Source organism: Clostridium tunisiense TJ, from assembly GCF_000300195.1.
GTDB lineage: Bacteria > Bacillota > Clostridia > Clostridiales > Clostridiaceae > Clostridium_J > Clostridium_J tunisiense.
Genome location: NZ_AMQH01000002.1, coordinates 532488 through 552209, shown reverse-complemented (window position 1 = coordinate 552209; position 19722 = coordinate 532488). Strand labels below are relative to the sequence as shown.

Genomic DNA, 19722 nt, shown 5'->3' with positions numbered 1-19722 from the left:
GAGATGTTATTTATATACCACAACAATAATTAAGAAATACAATTTATTAAAGTATAAATATTATATTAAAAATATAACCCTGCAAACTATAATGTTGCAGGGTTATATTTTTAATATAATAACTTTACTATTCTCAGCATAGATAAAGTCCCCATCTAAGGTTAAAAGGTAAGTTATACTATAATTTTCGCACACTGCAAGATGAGTAGCATCATTTATAGAAAGGAGATCTTTAGTCATAAGATCCTTTGTTCTAAGCATACATGTTTTGTTTATTTCTACATAATTAAACTTCAGTGTGTTTTCTAATTGATTATGCATGGTAACAGCAGTCTTATAGTATACCTTTAATAAGTTTCGTTTAAGGCTGTTTTTAGAAAGATTATCAAAGTATTTTTTATAGGGTATTTCTCGAAGTTTATCTTGTCTTTTATCTTTTATTATTTTTCTATCATACTTGTTAAAGCAAGATATGATTTGTCTTATATTGGTTTCAGAGTTAAAGGGATTACACTTATCAATTCTATGTCTTATATCCATGATAAATATTTTATACATTATTTGATTTAAAACTTCTGCAGAAATAATGTTAGTAACATAAAGTCTACACTTCCCAATAAGAATTTTTTTTAATGTTTCTACACACTGAGGGTGTTTTATATCATCATCATATACTAAGCTAAGTAGAAATGATGCATCTAGCAGTATAGAAGTATTATTACTAAAATTTATATTGGAAAAGGGATAGAGCAGCATTTCCATAAATAGCATACCTTCTTTATATATTCTATAGTTTATTTTATTAAGCAGAAGGTGTAGTTATTACAATGTATTAAAAACTTTAAAGTTATCCTGTAAAGTTCTTACATATTCAGGAAAGATATTTTCTAGTATATTTAGTTTTCTTCAAGAGTTTAGTTAAAAAGCTTAACAAGAATTGGTGCAATGATAATGGTGATTAGGCCAGCAAGACCAATTGAAAGACTACTCATAGCTCCTTCAGTTTCACCAAGTTCTACTGCCTTTGTAGTTCCTAGGGCGTGGGAACTTGTGCCAATGGAAATTCCTACAGCAATTTTGTTTTTAACTTTAGCTATATTATGTATTAATGGTGAAAAGATAGCACCGATTATTCCAGTTATAATTATAGCACCTACAGTAATAGAAGGGATTCCATTTAAATTTTTAGAAACTTCCATGCCAATAGGTGTGGTAACTGACTTAGGGATTAGGGATAAAATAAGCTCCGTAGGTAGGTTCAAAGCCTTGCCTAAAAGGATTACAGTTACTATTCCTGCACAGCTACCTATAGATATGCCCACAAAGATAGCCAGAGCATTTTGTTTTAGATACTCGATTTTACTATAAAGAGGAATAGCTAAAACTACAGTAGCTGGTGTTAAGAAAAAGGATATTATTTTACCACCATTATTATAATCCTCTAGAGGAATTTTAAAGACTAATAAAAATGCCACAGCTAAGACTATTGCAATAAATAAGGGATTAAAAAAAGCAATTTTAGTTTTCTTACTTATATAGTGACCTAGTAAGTAACAAATTAATGAAAGTAACACACCAAATACAGGCGACTTAAACAATTCATATATAAACATAAATAAATCCTCCAGTTGGTAAGGTTTTTAACTATTATACTTACCCATATTTCTTTTGTTTTTTAAAGCAATTAATCCCTGAACAGTATAGCCTGTAACAAGAAGTACAACTAAGGTTGAAATAATGATTATAACAATAATTTTAATAGTATTTCCTTTTAACAAATCAAAGGAAGAAATAATGCCTACTCCAGCAGGTAAAAAGAAGAAGGCTAAGTTATCAAGCATATAGGTACTTGAAGTCTTTAAAGTTTCAACTTTTACTATCTTTAGTAGTAATAAACCAAGAAGTAACAACATGCCTATAATGCTTCCAGGTAGAGGTAGAGAAAAAGTTTTACTCAAAGTATCACTAAAAAATATTATTAACAAAATTATAGTAAACTCTTTTAAAATTTTCATGTTAATATCACTCCAATTACAATATAAAGATTACGACTTAATCATTATAATGCAAATAAATATTTTTTACAAAGTTCATAAATCCGTGTATAATCTCAAATAAAATGGTCAATCATATTAATGACAGATTAAAGCATAAATATAAACCCTTAAAAGCAACATGTGAATTTTATCATTGTTATTGCATAGTCGTTGTAATGTTTAAGCACCTCATGTTGCTTTCCCACCATATTAAAAAAGTAAGCATCTCATTATTGGGATGCTTACTTTTTTAATAAATAAGGACATTTAACAAAGGTTAAGGCTACTTACACTATAAGATTAAAGAGTTTCTTTTCAATAAATAAGTATGTTCTTTAGCAACACTTTGAAGCTTCAGGTATGCACTCTTCTTTAAGGGCTGGTGACCAGCCTTGCAGGTGCTCATCCTAGGTAAGTGGCTTTGGTGTAGTAACCGCAGTTTATTCGCAAAGATACCTTTGTTTAGTCACAATCTGCTTCCAAAGCAGCGCCACAAAATGAACCTGTTCATTATTTAATGAAAAACCTATGATTATAGTATATAATGAACTATGTATTTTAATTAGCGAAAAGTGAGGAATATTTATGAATGTTATAAGAGAAGATGAAACTCTTGATGACTTACAGCTTAAGGGTATAAAAATAATTCAGAAGAAAAGTGGTTTTAGATTTGGTGTAGATGCTGTATTACTAGCTAATTTCGCTAAAGTAAAAAAGAATGGTAGAGTTATTGACCTATGTAGTGGTACAGGGATAATTCCCTTTATTATAGCAGGAAAAACTGAAGCTAGTAGTATTATTGGAATAGAAATTCAAGAAGAGTTTGTTGAAATGGCCAATAGAACTTCAAAATATAATAATTTGGAACAAAGAGTAAGCTTTTTACATAAGGACTTAAAGGATACTAAATTCCTAAAGAGCATAGGAAAAAGTGATATAGTCACGGTAAATCCGCCCTACAAGCTTCATAACGCAGGTATTATAAATCCTAACGATAAAAGTGCTATAGCAAGACATGAGGTTTGTTGTACCCTAGAGGATGTAATAGTTGCAGCAAGAATACTCTTAAAGGATAACGGCAGGTTATTTATGGTTCATAGACCAGAAAGAATTGCAGACATTTTAACTCTTATGAGAAAACATAAAATTGAGCCTAAGCGTATAAAATTTATTCATCCTAAACCTAGCAAGGCACCTAATATAGTGCTTGTAGAGGGGCAAAGGGATGGAGGAACATTTTTAAAGTTTGAAGATCCTTTATATGTTCATGAGGAAAATGGGGATTATTCAAGGGAACTCAGAGAAATTTATAGTTCAGAGGATATAAATATATAGATATGGGATAAGGTGATAAAATGAATGGAAAATTATATTTAGTACCAACTCCAATAGGAAATCTAAAGGATATCACATTAAGAGCTCTAGAAGTATTGCAAGCAGTAGATATAATTGCTTGTGAGGATACAAGACAAAGCTTAAAGCTTCTTAATCATTTTAATATAAGGAAAACTTTAATTAGCTACCATAAGCATAATGAGAATGGTAAAAGCGATGCTATTACTGAGAAACTTCTTCAAGGAAAAAATATAGCAATAATTAGTGATGCTGGTACACCAGGAATATCGGACCCTGGAAGTGTCATTATAACAAGGTGTATTCAAGAGGGGATAGATTTTGAGGTTTTACCAGGTGCAACTGCCATTACAACAGCATTAGTTTACTCGGGGCTTGATAGTACTAAATTTATATTCAGAGGATTTCTTCCTAGAGAAAATAAGGATAGAAAACCTATAATAGAGGAGCTTTTAAATAGGAAGGAAACTTTAATATTTTATGAAGCACCTCATAGAATATTAAATACCTTAGAGTTTCTATATGAAAACTTAGGAAATAGAAAGGTTGCACTTTGTAGAGAGCTTACAAAGCTTTATGAGGATATAATGAGAACAACTTTAAGTGAAGCTATAGAGTTCTATAAAGCTAACAATGGAAAAGGTGAATATGTAATAGTTGTAGAAGGGAAAAGTGAAGAAGAAATTTTAAAAGAAATAAATTCTATGTGGGAAAGTATAACAATTGAAGATCATATAAGAATGTACATAGAAAAAGGAGATAGTAAAAAGGAAGCTATTAAGAAAGTAGCAAAGGATAGAACTTTATCGAAATCTGAAGTATATAAGTTTTCTATAGATCTTTAAGAATAAAACTTTAACCCTTGTGAATTAGGAAATATAAATAAAAAGTAATTATAGTCACTGGAGTTAGTAGCAAAAAGTATAAATATTATATAAGGAAACAATAAGTCTAGCAACTTTAGATATTTATGAAAAAGAAATAGTGTTTTTAATATAATGAAGATATAGATTATACCAAAGGATTAAGTGTCAGTATATTGAAAATCAGGTTATTATATATCAAAAAACATGTAAAATTATGGAATTAAATTCATAAAATATGAATTTAATAATAGAATTTGTTTAAAATATAGCGAAAACCTTGAGATTTGCAGCTATATAATGCTATAATTATGTAGAAACCATGAGGGGGGAGGGATTTTTTTGAATAAAAAAATAGTAGCTTTAGCTTTAGCAGCAGCACTAGCAAGTAGTTACGTAGGATCTACAGCATATGCAGATCCCTATAGTGATAAAGCAAAACAGCAACAGGAACTTTCAGAGAGTAAAAATAGCTATAAAAGTGCTCAAGAAAAGGTAGATGAAATCGAAGCTGCAATACAATCAATTAACTCGCAAATGACAGATATATATGCAGATATAGAAAACACTAATAATAAAATTTCTGATACTGAAGGAAAAATTAAAATCAGTGAAGAAGGTGTACAAGCAGCTGAGGAAAGTATTAAAAAAGAAGAAGATCTTTTTAATAAAAGAATGAGAGCTATGTATATCAATGGTATGGATAGCTATGCAGAAGTTCTTCTAGACTCAAAGGGCCTTGCTGATTTTATTACAAGATTAGAAAACGTAGCTAAAATAATAAGCTATGATAAAGAGGTAGTTGCGAGCTTAACAGAAAAGAAAGTTGCTTTAGAGCAGCAAAAAAATGTGCTAGAGCAAGAAAAAGCTCAACTAGTTGCCTTACAAACAGAGAACCAAAAAAAGGCAGATGAGCTTAATGCAAAAAAAGCAGAGCATGATAAAGCAATGGAAGTAGCAGAAGCTAACAGAGATCTATTTGAGGCAGCTATGAAGGAAAGTGAAGCTCAATTAGCAGAAACTTTAAGACAAATAGAAAGTATGCAAGCACCAGCTGTAGAAAGACCAAGCAGAGGCGGAAGCTATAATGACTCAGCGGTTGTACCACCAAGTGGTAGTGCAGACGGTATAGTTCCTTACGCTAAAAGGTTTTTGGGAACTCCATATCAATGGGGAGGAAATGGTCCAAGCACTTTTGATTGTTCAGGATTTACAAGCTATGTTTTTAGGGCAAATGGAATTAGTTTACCTAGAACTGCAAATGATCAAATGAGAACAGGAGCTTATGTTCCAAAGGATCAGTTACAACCCGGAGACTTAGTATTCTTTGGTTCTGGTGGACATGCTTATCATGTAGGTATATATGTTGGAAACAATAGTTACATACATGCACCACAAGACAATGAGGTTGTTAAGATATCACCGTTAGGAACAAGAAGAGACTATTTACAAGGAAGAAGACACTAAAGGGATTTAACCTTAAATATAGTTTCTAAAAATAAACCAATGGCAGAAGCCATTGGTTTATTTTGCTTAAGCAAAATAACTTTTACTATAATTATGGTGATAGGTGCATAGACATAGCATTTAAATAAGATTAAGCTCACAGTGATAAAATGAAACAAAGGCTTTAAAGAAGGGGGATGCCCTCCTAAAGCCTAGTTTTTGTAAAACTTTTGAATAAGACCAAGTTATTTCTTACTAAATACCCATGAGCAAGAAATAAAGATACATTATGAAGGTAAAGATTACTTCCTATAAGTAAATGATTGAAATTAGATAAATACAATAAAAAGGTAAAAAAATAAACGTTAGAATTCTAACGTTTATTATATGCTTGTCCTCGTTTAAAAGGAAATTAAATTTAAGTTTTAAATTATTCAGCTTTTAAAGTAGCTAGACATTGTTTACAAACATTCTTAGATTTGTAGTTTATAACGTCTCTAGCATCTCCACAGAATATGCATGCAGGCTCATATTTCTTTAATATGATATGCTCACCATCTACATATATTTCTAGAGCATCCTTTTCACCTATATTTAGCGTTCTTCTTAATTCTACTGGAATAACAATTCTTCCTAGCTCATCTACTCTTCTTACAACACCAGTTGATTTCATAATAAGTTCCTCCTTAAGTAATATTCGACAAAATAATATACAAAATTTTATTATTTTAATTTTATAGATAAAATATGTAGTTTATCTTTCTTAGAAAGTTACAAAATTACTACTAAATTCCATCTATAGATAATATACTACCAATTTATACAAATGTCAATAATATTAATTTATAAAAATACAGGATTTTACAAAAGGTTAAAAACATTGGTATTAGGGCCTTATAAAAAATCAATTTTAAAAATATAGGGTAAAAAGTAGACTTAAACCCTAAAAAATAACTGGAAATTATAAAATAGTAATTAATTGGAATAAAAATAAGTATGTGTCGAAAAAAATTGAGTTAATTGTTGTAAATAAAGGCATGGTGATAATTTTCATTATTAATTATAGGTATTTACTGAAAGATATTTGCAAAAACTATTTATGTTTTTAACCTTCATTTAATCTAAACCAATAAATAGAAATAAAATGAAAAATAAATGTAAAAAATAAGAAAAATTTATAAGCATTAAAAGTTACATAAAAAGGGAATAATATTTGTATAATTTTATTTATATAAAATTACAGGAAGTTACTAATTACAACTCATTGTAGTAATTTTATTCTCCTATTCTCTTTTTTATAACAAATTTATAAAAAATTAAATCTAATGCTGTAGAATGTTGCAATTATTTCCACATAAAATATAACAGGTTATACACAGGCATATTGTTAGTAATGTGGACAAATATTATAAAGTTGCAATTAATGAATGAAGATTTACTAGAATGCTAAGAATAAATACCATAATTATGCACATTTTATGTTAGTAATTTGTGGACAACAGTGGATAAGTATTAGAACCTGTTAATAAGTTTTGTTGAAAAACTGATTTATTGCAATTTAACTATCAATATATTTCAGTTAAGTGTATTGTCGAACTTTATGATATTTTAAAAAAATTTAAGATAAAGTAAAATAATATTTAATAATATGTTTGTAAAGATATTATTAGTAGCATATAATATTTATTATAAATGTAGGAAAATATAATGAGGTGTACCTATGAACAAAGACAATAAGATAAATAGTGAAAGCTTTAGCAGTATAGTAAGCAAAATTTCAGAAATGATAGAAGAAATTTCAAATAAAAGTATAATTGGGTATGATGAATTACCGCAATACGACTTATTTTTATCTCAAGTTAAAGATTATCTAAATGATAAGTTTGAGCAGGATAACTTTACTAACAACATACTACAGAACTATATTAAAAGTGAAGTTATATCTAAGCCAGAGGATGGGAAAAAAAGAGGCTATACAAAGCTTCACTTAGTCCAATTAGTGTTATTAGGTTATATGAGACCTATATTAACTACTGATGAAATAAAAGAGGTATTTAGATTAGCCTTTAATGGTATAAACAATAGAGCTGATGACATACTTTCTTGGGAAGATACTTACAAGCTATTTTGCTACTTGCAAAAAGAAAGTTTTTATGTGAACTTCTTAGATAGCAATTCTCAAGACAAGGAAGCCTTATTTAAGTATGTGGAAGACTACGATTTTAATGATCAAGAGAAGGAAAGAATAATTATATTCTTAATAGTAATGAGTTTAGTAGCTCAAGCCAGCAATATAAAGAAATTAGTTAGTACCATTGTAAAAGAGTATGGAGATAAGTATTAAAAAAAGTTTAAGGGAGATTAAGACTTTTCTTAATCCCCCTTAATTAAGTTTAGCTACAAGTACTCTCACCTACAGCTGAAGAAATAACCTTAAAAGAATCTCCAAATAAAGTTTTAGTATAAACAACTTTGCAGTCTTCGAATATATATTCTTCGTCCTTATCTACTACAAAAGTAATACCATCTACTACTTCACTTACATCTTCTGATTTTTGTTCGTCCAGAACAACTCCTAGCGTTGGACCGCCTCAACCAAAACCTTTGATCATAAAGCGTACAGCAGATTTTTCAAATTCTTTTAATTTTGCATTAAGAGCTTCTTTTGTTTTTTCATCAAAAGCAACCTTCATTACAGCACCTCCTAAGTTATGAGTCTATTATTAGTGTATCAAAAATATGAAATTTAATCACACCAGATATTACATTTTATAATGTAAAACAAGTGATATAATTACAATTTTAAAAGATATATTTTCTGCATAGTATTGAAATCACATCAGTTAAGTGTTTACAAAATTTATTTTACATATAAAACAGAACTTATTTTATAAATAAAAAGGTTTATGCAGATAGAGTATCTATAAAAATAATATAACTCATATTTATCGTAATATCAAGATATATTAATTAATATATAGGGATTTTTTAACTTAAACAATTTTATTAATTTTCTATTGACAATAGGATAGATATAGATTTATGATATATATAAAGTAAAACTTAATAATTGAAGTCCTTTTAAAAGTGGTCCAGAGAGGCCGACAAAGGAAGAGCTAGCAATTAATCTATAATATTAATTACTAAGAAAGTTTGGAGTTACATTGAATTATGTAATAAACAAGTTTTTTTAGATAATTTGATGTATAGTTTGTACTTGTAGATTAAAAAGCTATATCGAATTTAAAAATTTGATACCTTCCTTTTGGGAAGGTATTTTTTATTTTACCAATAATTCACTCTTTTTCATAGGGGGAAGTGAACTATTAAAGATAAAAATATTAAGATTTTACCTGAGTAATTAGATTAATTACAGCAAATAGTAATAAACTATTAGCTGCTATTATATAACCTCTTAGGAGAACCCTTTAGTAACAGGGGTATCTTAAGAGCAATAGGGAAAGCAAAGTTAAAAGCAAATAAGCTTTAAATTAGCTCCCTATTAATACCTTTAAATTATCCCAGAGAGGTTAAAAAGGAGATGTTGTTAATGTTAAAAGGAAGAAGTTTAATTGAACCTATGGATTTTACACATGTGGAGCTAGATGAGGTATTTAATTTAGCTGATGAAATAATAAAGGCTCCAGAGAAATTTGCAGATGCTTGTAAAGGAAAGATACTAGCAACTTTATTCTATGAACCAAGCACAAGAACAAGATTTAGTTTTGAAGCAGCAATGCTAAGACTTGGAGGACAAATAATAGGATTTTCTGAGCCTAACTCAAGTTCAACTGCAAAGGGAGAAAGCATAGCGGATACAATAAGAACAGTAGCATGTTATGCAGACATTGCAGTAATGAGACACCCAAAAGAAGGGGCACCTCAAATAGCTGCACAGTACAGCGATATACCTGTAATTAATGCAGGAGATGGAGGACATCAACATCCAACACAAACTTTAACTGACTTACTTACTATTAGAACCATAAAAGGCAGCTTAAACAATCTTACTATAGGTTGCTGTGGAGATTTAAAGTTTGGCAGAACTGTGCACTCACTTATAAAAGCACTTTCATCCTATGAAAATAATAAATTCATACTGATTTCCCCAGAAGAATTAAAAGTTCCAGATTATATAAGAAAAGAAGTATTAGAAAAGAAAAACATAGAGTTTAAAGAAGTAAAAACCATGGAAGAAGCCATGAAAGATATAGATATCTTATATATGACTAGAGTACAAAGAGAAAGGTTCTTTAATGAAGAGGATTATATAAGACTTAAGGACTCCTTTATCTTAGATAGTAAGAAGATGAGCCTAGCAAAGGATGATATGGCAGTGCTTCATCCACTACCTAGAGTAAATGAAATAGCCTATGAAGTTGATAGTGATAAAAGAGCATACTACTTTCCACAAGCTAAGTTTGGTATGTATGTAAGAATGGCTCTAATACTAAAACTTTTAGGAATTTATTAAGAGTAGGGGGAGGAAGATATTATGTTAACAATAAATAGTATTAAAAATGGAATAGTAATAGATCACATAAAAGCTGGAGAAGGAATAAAAATCTATAACTTCTTAAACCTTCAAAATGCTAAGTTTGCTGTAGCACTAATAATGAATGTTAAGAGTGAAAAGTGTGGAAGCAAGGACATTATTAAAATAGAAAATGTACTGGATTTAGACTATGAAATTCTTGGACTTATAGATCCAAATATAACTATAGATATCATTGAAAATGAAGTAATTAAAGAAAAAATAAAATTAAAGCTACCTAAAAAGGTAGAAAACATTATTAGATGCAAAAATCCACGATGCGTAACCTCAATTGAAAAATATGTGCCTCATATTCATCACCTAGTAGACGAAACCACTAGAGAGTACAGATGTGACTACTGTGATGATTTACAGAAGGTTACCTCCTTATATTAAATAATCAACAACCTAAACTGCATTAGAAAAGAGGCTCTTTCCAGAACTTTGTTTTCTGTGAAGAGCCATATCCTAAATAGCTAAGAGTCTTAGCTATCTAGAATGTGGTTAAAACCTTATAGATAATAAAACTTTAGGGGGAGATTTCATGGAACTTTGCATAAAGAATGGTACTGTAGTTGACTGGAGCGGAAGCTTTAAAGGAGATATTTACATTAAAGATGGAATTATATCAGAGATAGGCAGAAGTTTAAATAAAGACTGTAACACTATTGATGCAAAAGGACTTGTAGTAATGCCTGGATTTGTAGATTTACATGTACACTTTAGAGAACCCGGGTACACATATAAGGAAGATATGGAAAGTGGTTCGAAGGCTGCAGTAAAAGGTGGATATGTTATGGTAAATTTAATGGCAAATACCAATCCTGTATGCAGCACTGTGGAAATAGCAAATCGTGTAAGTGAGAGGGCTAAGGAAGTAGGGCTTGTAGAGGTAAATCAGGTCTTATCAATAACTAAGGACTTTACAGGAGATGATTTAAGTCACTTAGAGCCTATAAATAAGGGAGAAGTGAAAATCTTATCCGAAGACGGAAAAGATGTGATGAACAGTGAAGTTATGTTAAATGCCATGATAAAGGCAAAGGAAAAGGACATAACAGTAATGTGTCACTGTGAGAACCATGATTTATCAAAGATAGATATGCGACTAGCTGAAAACACCATGACTTGGAGAAATTTAACCTTAGCTCAATATAGTGGTTGCAAGGCTCACTTTGCCCATGTAAGTACTAAAGAGTCTATGGAATATATAATTAGAAGTAAAAGAAAAGGGCATAAAGTAACCTGTGAGGTAGCCCCACATCATTTAATTCATACAGATAAAAAAGAGTATAGAGTAAATCCACCCCTTAGGGATGAAGAAGATATAGATTATTTAAGAGAAGCAATAAAGCTGGGTTATGTGGATGCTATAGCTACAGATCATGCTCCTCATTCAGAGGAAGATAAGAAAAATGGAGCACCTGGAATATCAGGAATAGAAACTGCCTTTTCACTATGCTATACAGAGCTTGTTAAAGGCGGATGGATAGATTTATGTAAGCTTAGTGAACTTATGAGTAAAAGGCCAAGTGAAATATTAAAAGTAAATAAAGGCACTGTAGATATAGGGTATGACGGAGATTTAGTGCTTATAGATATAGAAAAGAGCTACAGGATAGAGAGTGAAAAATTTCTATCTAAAGGAAAGAATACACCTTTTAATGATATGAAAGTGTACGGAGAAGTTAGGGCTACAATTAAAAGTGGTAAGGTTGTATATGAGAAGAAAGAGGATGATTTAGATGATTATAGATAAATTATATAAAGCAGTAGAAGAAAAGGGCCATGTATGTGTAGGGTTAGATACAGATATAAGTTACATTCCTAAAGCTTTCTTAGAAAGCTTCAGCTCAATAGAGGATGCTGTATTTAACTTTAATAAAGAAATAATAGATGAAACCTTTGATTATGTAGCTTGCTATAAGCCTCAAATAGCATATTATGAAGCCCTTGGAATAGAAGGATTAAAAGCATACAGCAGAACCTTAAAGTATATAAAGTCAAAGGGTGGTATAACCATAGGAGATATAAAAAGGGGAGATATCGCAAAAACTGCTGAAATGTATGCAAAGGCACACTTTCAGGGAGAATTTGAAGCGGATTTTATAACCTTAAGCCCATATATGGGAATGGATACTATAGAGCCCTTCTTAGACTATATAAAAAATCATGAAAAGGGAGTTTTTGTTCTAGTAAGAACTTCAAATAAGGGTTCTGAGGATATTCAGTATATAGAAAGTAAAGGAAGTAGAAAAATTTACAATATTGTAGGGGAAAAAATAAAGGAATTAGGCGAAACTGCTATAGGTCAGTGCGGATATAGTTCCATTGGAGCAGTAGTTGGATGTACCCATGTAGATGAAGGAAAAGAACTTAGGGAAACTTTAAGTAGTACTTTCTTCTTAATCCCAGGCTATGGGGCTCAGGGAGGAAAGGCTGAAGATGTAGCTCTATATCTAAAGAATGGAAATGGAGGAGTTGTTAACTCTTCAAGAGGAATACTTTTAGCATATAAAAACAAGGATCAAGGTGAAAAATATTTTGCAAAATATGCTAAAGAAGAAGTAATAAGAATGAAGGAAGAAATAGCTTTAGCAGTTAAATTATATAGTTAAAAAGTTACTATCCTTAGGATTGCAAGGAGAATACTTGTGGTACTAAGACCAAGGGCTTTAAAGAAACCAAAGTAGGGTCATGTATAGCTAAAGGATTGACTTTGGTTCTATATATAAGTAAAAATTTATAATTACTATAAGGAGTATGCCGTGGGGAATTCAAAATATAATTATATGTCATGTAAAGTCAAGGAAAACAAAATGTTGACTAAAGAAATATATAAATTAATAGTAGAGGGAAGTTTTAAGGGAAATCCTGGTGAGTTTTATATGTTAAAATGCTGGGAAGAAGAGCCAATACTCTATAGACCTATAAGTATACACAATATAGATGAAAGTAAAATAGAGTTTATATATGCAGCCGTTGGAAAAGGAACAAAACTGCTAAGTAAGTTAAAAGAAAAAGATGAAGTTAAATTAATAGGCTCTTTAGGTAATGGATTTCCAATAGAAGAAATAAAGGGAAAGGTAGCAATAGTTACCGGAGGAATTGGAATTGCGCCTATGCACTATGTGGCAAAATCTCTTACGAATTGTAGTATTGATTTATTCTCAGGATTTAGAGAGGATGCATATTGCATAGAGGAATTAAAACCGTTAGTTAATAGCATAAACATTGCTACAGAATATGGTGAAATAGGACATAAGGGATATGTAACAGAAATTTTTAACCCAAAAGGGTATGATGTAGTTCTTTGCTGCGGACCAGAAGTAATGATGAATAAGGTACTAAAGATGTGCAAAGAAGCTAATACAAAAATATTTATTTCCGAGGAAAAGAAAATGGCTTGTGGAATAGGGGCCTGTCTTGTATGTACCTGTAAAACTAAAAATGGAAATAAAAAAACTTGTAAAGATGGTCCCGTATTTAGGGGAGAAGAACTAGAAGCTAAGGGGGAAGTTAAGTGTTAAAAGTTAATATTTGTGGTAAAGAGTTTAAGAACCCAATAATAGCAGCTTCAGGAACCTTTGGCTTCGGAGAAGAGTACAATGAATTTTATAATGTAGAATGCCTTGGTGGAATTGCTACAAAGGGGCTTACTCTTAATAAAAGAGAAGGAAACTTTGGAGTTAGAATCTATGAAACTAAGAGTGGAATACTTAATAGTGTAGGGCTACAAAACCCAGGAGTACATGATTTCATAAACTGTGAGCTCCCTAATATGAAAGGTTATGATACTAATATAATTGCTAACTTAGGTGGAGCCACTCTAGAGGAATACGTTGAAGCAGTTGAGCTTCTTAATGACACAGAAATAGATTTTGTAGAATTAAATATATCTTGCCCAAATGTAAAGCAGGGTGGTATGGCTCTTGGAATAAAATCAAATGTTGCCTATGAAGCAGTAAGTGCTGTGAAGAGCCATTGTAAAAAGCCACTAATTGTTAAGTTATCACCAAATGCTGAGGATATAGTAGATATGGCCTTAAAGTGCATATATGCTGGAGCCGATGCACTATCCTTAGTAAATACATTTAAAGCCATGGCAATTGATTATAAAAACAGAAAGCCCATATTTGAAAATGTATATGCTGGACTTTCAGGTCCAGCCATAAAACCAATAGCACTTAGAATGGTTCATGAGGTTTCAAAGATTAGCAAAGTGCCTGTAATAGGAATGGGAGGCATAACCACTTGGCAGGATGCAGTAGAGTTTATTATGGCAGGAGCTACAGCAGTACAAGTTGGAACAGCGAATTTTATGAATCCATTAGCTTGTAAGGACATAATAAGTGGAGTGGAAGATTTTCTAAGAAGTGAAAATATTAAAGATATTAATGAAATTAGAGGGATTATTTAGGAGGATTTTTAAATGGAAAAAATGGTTATAGATACTTTAATTGAATGTGGAGCATTATTAGAAGGGCACTTTTTACTATCCTCAGGGATGCACAGTAATAGATATTGTCAATGTGCAAGACTTTTACAATATCCAGATAAAGCAGAAAAAGTTTTAGCTGTGGTAAGGGATAAAGTAAAAGACTTAGAGGTAGATTTATTAGTAGGACCTGCAATGGGTGGAATTATAGTAGCTTATGAACTTGCAAGACAACTTAACAAACCAGGAATCTTTACGGAAAGAAAAGATGGGGAAATGACTGTGAGCCGTGGCTTTGAAGTAAAAAAAGGACAAAAGGTCTTAATTACTGAAGATGTTGTAACTACAGGAAAATCTACTTTAGAAGTTATTAAAGTGTTAGAAGAGCTAGGTGCAGAAATAATTGGAGTTTGCTGCATAGTGGATAGAAGAAGTGAGGATTGCAAGTTGCAATATCCAGTTTATAGTGCTTGCAAGCTAGATATTGAAACTTACCATAAAGAGAATTGTCCTTTATGCAAGGAAGGAGTTCCCTACGTAAAACCAGGAAGCAGAAATATATAGATTGCTAATAAAATCTCTTGAGATAATAATATCCTTTATATTCATGGGATAGTTATCTTAATAAAATAACTACAATACGCCTATAAGTTTATTATAAATTTATAGGTGTATTTATCCAAAATAAAATGCTTTATTTTAGCTTGATTTACATCAATGTTATTTTGCATTTAGACGATTTAGGAGGAACTATAAATGAAAGCAAAGCTAATTCTTGAAAATGGTATGGTTTTTGAAGGTAAAGCATTTGGTTATCTAGAGAGCACAGTAGGTGAAGTAGTATTTAACACTGGAATGACTGGGTATCAAGAAATTCTTACAGATCCTTCATATTATGGACAAATAGTAACAATGACTTATCCACTTATAGGGAACTATGGCATCAATTTGGAAGATGTAGAGTCCAGAGCTCCAAAGGTGAAAGGTCTTATAGTAAGAGAAAAAGCAAATATTCCAAGTAATTTTAGATGTGAGTTATCCCTAGAAAACTATTTAAAGGAACATAAAGTACTTGGGTTAGAAGGAATAGATACAAGAGCACTTACAAAGGTTCTCAGAAACCACGGTACTATGAAGGGAATTATATCCTTAGAGCATAGCAATATTGAACAAGTAAAATCACTACTAGATAGTTACTCTAATGTGGATGCGGTGAGAAATGTATCTACTAAAATTAGTTATGGAATTGAAGGTAGTGGTAAACATGTAGCAATTCTGGATTTTGGAATTAAGCAAAATATTATTAACTGTTTTAAAGCAAGAGGTTGTAAAATTACAGTGTTTAATGGGTTCACATCAGCAAAAGATGTACTAGCTGTAAATCCAGATTTAGTTTTTCTTTCAAATGGACCTGGAGATCCAGCAGATTTAGTAGAAGTCATTGAAGTTATGAAGGAATTAGTATCAAAAGTTCCTATTACAGGAATATGTTTAGGTCATCAGTTATTAGCAATTGCTCTTGGTGGAAAAACTTCTAAACTAAAATTTGGGCACAGAGGATGCAATCACCCAGTAAAAGATTTAGAAGAGAATAAAGTTTATATAACTTCACAAAATCATGGGTATTATGTTAGTGAGCTTCCAAAGGAAATGAAAGTTACTCACCTTAGTGTAAATGATGGAACTATAGAAGGTATGAGACATAATAAGTTACCAATTTTCAGTGTTCAATTTCATCCAGAAGCATGTCCAGGGCCAAAAGATATAGAAGTGATTTTTGATAAATTTCTTGAAGTAAATTAGTTGGGAGGAAAAAATATGCCATTAAATAAGGAAATAAAGAAAGTACTAGTAATCGGCTCTGGCCCAATTATAATTGGTCAAGCTGCAGAATTTGATTATTCAGGAACTCAAGCCTGTCAAGCGTTAAAAGAAGAGGGTATAGAAGTAGTTCTTATAAACTCTAATCCTGCAACTATAATGACGGATAGAAATATGGCGGATAAAGTGTATATTGAACCTTTAACAATAGAATTTGTTGAAAAAGTTATTGAAAAAGAGAGACCAGATTCTCTTATAGCAGGGATGGGAGGGCAAACAGCTCTCAATCTATCTGTAGACCTATATGAAAAGGGAATATTAGATAAATATGGGGTTAAGGTTATTGGAACAACAATTGATTCTATAAAAATGGGTGAAGATAGAGAGTTATTTAAAAAAGTAATGGAAGAAATTAATGAACCTTGTATTGAGAGCGAAATAATAACAGACATGGAAAGTGGTAAAAAGTTTGCGAACAAAATAGGGTATCCAGTAATCATTAGACCTGCATACACTCTAGGTGGAACTGGTGGTGGAATTGCAAATAATGAAGATGAGCTACAAGAAATCTTAGCTTCGGGACTAATGCTTAGTTCTATAGGGCAGGTGTTAGTAGAAAAGAGTGTTAAAGGTTGGAAAGAAATTGAATATGAAGTTATAAGAGATAGTTTTGGTAATTGTATTACAGTATGTAACATGGAAAATATCGACCCTGTGGGCATTCATACTGGAGACAGTATAGTAGTAGCACCGAGTCAAACATTAAGTGACAAAGAATATCAATTACTAAGATCAGCATCTATAAATATAATCAATGCAATTGGAATAAAAGGTGGCTGCAACGTACAACTTGCACTAAACCCAAATAGTTTTGAATATGCAGTAATTGAGATAAATCCTAGAGTTAGTAGATCTTCAGCTCTAGCGTCAAAGGCTACTGGATATCCTATCGCAAAAGTTGCAACTAAGATAGCCTTAGGATATGCACTAGATGAAATAGTAAATGCAGTTACTAAAAAAACTTTTGCATGCTTTGAACCATCTTTAGACTATGTGGTGGTTAAAATACCAAAATGGCCGTTTGATAAATTTGCAGAAGCTAAAAGAGAACTAGGCACAAAGATGATGGCTACTGGAGAAGTTATGGCTATCGGAAGCACATTAGAAGCTGCACTTTTAAAAGGTATTCGTTCCACAGAAACAAAGAGGTATTCCTTAGAAGATGATGAACTAAAAAGCCTAACCTTAAATGAATTAAAAGAAAAAGTTATTTATGCAGATGACGAGAGAATTTATGTATTAGCAGAACTAATAAGAAGAAACTACTTAGTTGATAAGGTTAGTGAAATAACAGGCATAGATCCATTCTTTATAAGTAAAATTAAAAATATTGTAGATGCAGAAGAAAGATTAAAAATTAGCAAATTTGAGGATATTACAAAAGACTGGTTATACAGTCTAAAGAAAATGGGATTTTCAGATAAGGCTATAGGAAGATTTCTACATAAAAGTCCAAACGAAATATATAGGCTAAGAAGTATATGGAATATTAAACCAGTATATAAAATGGTAGATACATGCGGAGGCGAATTTGATGCCGTATCTCCATACTATTATTCAACTTACGATGAATATGATGAGGTTTTAGTAAGTAACAATAAAAAAGTTATTGTTATCGGTTCTGGGCCTATAAGAATAGGGCAAGGTATTGAATTTGATTATGCATCAGTTCAAAGTGTTTTAGCACTTAAGTCTCTAGGGATCGAAACAATAATTATTAATAATAATCCTGAAACTGTAAGTACAGATTTTGATATGTCCGACAAACTTTATTTTGAACCATTAACAGAAGAAGACGTGTTAAACATCATTGAAAAAGAAAATCCTTATGGGGTTATACTACAGTTTGGAGGGCAAACAGCAATTAAACTTGCTTCCTTCCTAAAAGAAAAAAACATAAAGATTTTAGGTACAACTGCGGAACAAATAGACTTGGCGGAAGATAGAGAGAAGTTTGATCGCTTGCTGGAGGAATTAAACATTACTAGACCAAAGGGAAAAGCTGTGTTCACCCTAGAAGAAGGAGCAAAGGTGGGAGAGTTACTTGGGTATCCACTTTTAGTAAGACCTTCTTATGTTCTTGGTGGCCAAGGAATGGAAATAACTTATGGTCCTAAGGAGCTTTCTACCTATCTGAAAAATGCATTTAATAAGGATAATAAAAATCCTGTATTAATTGATAAATACTTAATTGGAAGAGAAATCGAAGTGGATGCCATTTGTGATGGGGAGGACATATTAATTCCTGGAATTATGGAACATTTAGAAAGAGCGGGAGTACACTCTGGAGATAGTATATCCATATACCCTTCTATCAACATAAATAGAAAAACAAAAGATAAAATAGTAGAGTATACTAAAGCACTTGCTAGAGCTATTGGTATTAGAGGTATGATAAACATTCAATTTATTGAGCATAAGGGAGAAATTTATGTGATAGAAGTAAATCCTCGTGCTAGTAGAACTGTTCCATATATCAGTAAAGTTAGTGGAGTACCAATTGTTGACATAGCAACGAAAGTCATGCTTGGAGAAAATCTAAAGGATATGTCATATGGAATTGATTTATATAAGGAACCATCTTTAATATCTGTAAAGGTTCCAGTATTTTCTACAGAAAAATTGCCTAAAGTTGAAGTATCTTTAGGACCTGAAATGAAATCTACAGGAGAAGTGTTAGGTGTGGGATCTACACTAGAAGAAGCATTATATAAGGGTTTTCTAGCCTCTGGAATAAACTTGGAATTCAAACATAAGAATATAATTGCCACTGTGAATGATCAAGATAAACAGGAATTCATAAGCTTAGCAAAGGAATTAGTAAACCTTGAATTTAACCTAATAAGTACAAGCGGAACAGCTAGGCATCTTAAAAACTCTAACTTAGAAGTAACGGAAGTTAGTAAGATAAATGAAGGGGAACCAAACATTCTAAGCCATATAAAATCGGCAAATGTCGATTTAGTAGTAAATACACCAACTAGGGGTAAAGTTTCTTCCAGAGATGGATTTATCATAAGAAGAGAAGCTGTTGAAAGAAGAATTGGAGTGATTACATCCTTAGATACTTTAAAAGCTATTATTCACATAAAGAAATGGCAACTTCAAAATAATGCTGTTAGTGTGTATTCAATTTATGATTAACTATAAAGTATGTAAAAAATAAGTTTA

The 19722-nt window shown here is 31.3% G+C and carries 17 protein-coding genes; 13 read left to right on the top strand and 4 right to left on the bottom strand.

Translation table 11 applies throughout. From position 1 onward, the window contains the following. Positions 1–102 precede the first annotated feature (102 nt). The 3 genes from C661_RS0102560 to C661_RS0102550 all read right to left on the bottom strand — a co-directional run bounded on the left by C661_RS0102560 (position 103) and on the right by C661_RS0102550 (position 2015). Positions 103–762, bottom strand: coding sequence for a type II toxin-antitoxin system VapC family toxin (locus C661_RS0102560; protein WP_017413733.1), 660 nt, complete (start codon positions 760–762; stop codon positions 103–105). Between the two features lie 152 nt (positions 763–914). Further along, positions 915–1613 (bottom strand): LrgB family protein, encoded by a 699-nt coding sequence (locus C661_RS0102555; RefSeq protein WP_017413732.1) that lies wholly within the window; start codon positions 1611–1613, stop codon positions 915–917. A 27-nt stretch (positions 1614–1640) separates the two neighbouring features. Then, positions 1641–2015 (bottom strand): CidA/LrgA family protein, encoded by a 375-nt coding sequence (locus C661_RS0102550; protein ID WP_017413731.1) that lies wholly within the window; start codon positions 2013–2015, stop codon positions 1641–1643. A gap of 606 nt (positions 2016–2621) precedes the next feature. Between C661_RS0102550 and C661_RS0102545 the strand changes: the two genes are divergently transcribed. From C661_RS0102545 to C661_RS0102535, 3 genes are all read left to right on the top strand, one after another. Further along, the gene (locus C661_RS0102545) at positions 2622–3371 is read left to right on the top strand and encodes a tRNA1(Val) (adenine(37)-N6)-methyltransferase (protein ID WP_017413730.1); all 750 of its coding nucleotides are present in this window, start codon (positions 2622–2624) and stop codon (positions 3369–3371) included. 20 nt (positions 3372–3391) lie between these two features. Further along, positions 3392–4234 carry a 16S rRNA (cytidine(1402)-2'-O)-methyltransferase gene (gene rsmI / locus C661_RS0102540; protein ID WP_017413729.1) on the top strand — a complete coding sequence of 281 codons (843 nt, stop codon included), beginning with the start codon at positions 3392–3394 and terminating at the stop codon, positions 4232–4234. A gap of 360 nt (positions 4235–4594) precedes the next feature. After that, positions 4595–5719, top strand: a complete 1125-nt coding sequence (locus tag C661_RS0102535) for a C40 family peptidase (protein ID WP_017413728.1) — start codon at positions 4595–4597, stop codon at positions 5717–5719. 409 nt (positions 5720–6128) lie between these two features. Here the strand turns inward: C661_RS0102535 and C661_RS0102525 are convergent, their stop codons facing one another. After that, positions 6129–6371 carry an AbrB/MazE/SpoVT family DNA-binding domain-containing protein gene (locus tag C661_RS0102525; RefSeq protein WP_017413726.1) on the bottom strand — a complete coding sequence of 81 codons (243 nt, stop codon included), beginning with the start codon at positions 6369–6371 and terminating at the stop codon, positions 6129–6131. Positions 6372–7481: 1110 nt separating this feature from the next. Between C661_RS0102525 and C661_RS0102520 the strand changes: the two genes are divergently transcribed. The 10 genes from C661_RS0102520 (at position 7482) to carB (ending at position 19695) form a co-directional block, all read left to right on the top strand. Next, complete coding sequence (locus C661_RS0102520) at positions 7482–8042, top strand: DUF1836 domain-containing protein (protein ID WP_414632543.1); 561 nt, start codon at positions 7482–7484, stop codon at positions 8040–8042. A 1206-nt stretch (positions 8043–9248) separates the two neighbouring features. Further along, positions 9249–10172, top strand: a complete 924-nt coding sequence (pyrB, locus tag C661_RS0102510) for an aspartate carbamoyltransferase (RefSeq protein WP_017413723.1) — start codon at positions 9249–9251, stop codon at positions 10170–10172. Between the two features lie 21 nt (positions 10173–10193). Beyond that, positions 10194–10628, top strand: coding sequence for an aspartate carbamoyltransferase regulatory subunit (locus C661_RS0102505; RefSeq protein WP_017413722.1), 435 nt, complete (start codon positions 10194–10196; stop codon positions 10626–10628). 148 nt (positions 10629–10776) lie between these two features. After that, entirely contained in the window at positions 10777–11991 is a 1215-nt protein-coding gene (locus C661_RS0102500; RefSeq protein ID WP_017413721.1) for a dihydroorotase, read from the top strand. Further along, positions 11978–12850, top strand: a complete 873-nt coding sequence (pyrF, locus tag C661_RS0102495; RefSeq protein WP_017413720.1) for an orotidine-5'-phosphate decarboxylase — start codon at positions 11978–11980, stop codon at positions 12848–12850. Before C661_RS0102500 ends, pyrF begins: the two co-directional genes overlap by 14 nt. A gap of 174 nt (positions 12851–13024) precedes the next feature. After that, positions 13025–13762, top strand: a complete 738-nt coding sequence (locus tag C661_RS0102490; protein ID WP_026050905.1) for a dihydroorotate dehydrogenase electron transfer subunit — start codon at positions 13025–13027, stop codon at positions 13760–13762. After that, complete coding sequence (locus C661_RS0102485; protein WP_017413718.1) at positions 13756–14652, top strand: dihydroorotate dehydrogenase; 897 nt, start codon at positions 13756–13758, stop codon at positions 14650–14652. The genes C661_RS0102490 and C661_RS0102485 overlap by 7 nt, the downstream gene beginning before the upstream one ends. A gap of 12 nt (positions 14653–14664) precedes the next feature. Next, the gene (pyrE, locus tag C661_RS0102480; RefSeq protein WP_017413717.1) at positions 14665–15234 is read left to right on the top strand and encodes an orotate phosphoribosyltransferase; all 570 of its coding nucleotides are present in this window, start codon (positions 14665–14667) and stop codon (positions 15232–15234) included. A gap of 192 nt (positions 15235–15426) precedes the next feature. Beyond that, on the top strand, positions 15427–16473 hold the full coding sequence (locus C661_RS0102475; protein ID WP_017413716.1) for a carbamoyl phosphate synthase small subunit: 1047 nt from the start codon (positions 15427–15429) through the stop codon (positions 16471–16473). Positions 16474–16488: 15 nt separating this feature from the next. Further along, positions 16489–19695, top strand: a complete 3207-nt coding sequence (gene carB / locus C661_RS0102470) for a carbamoyl-phosphate synthase large subunit (RefSeq protein WP_017413715.1) — start codon at positions 16489–16491, stop codon at positions 19693–19695. Positions 19696–19722 lie beyond the last annotated feature (27 nt).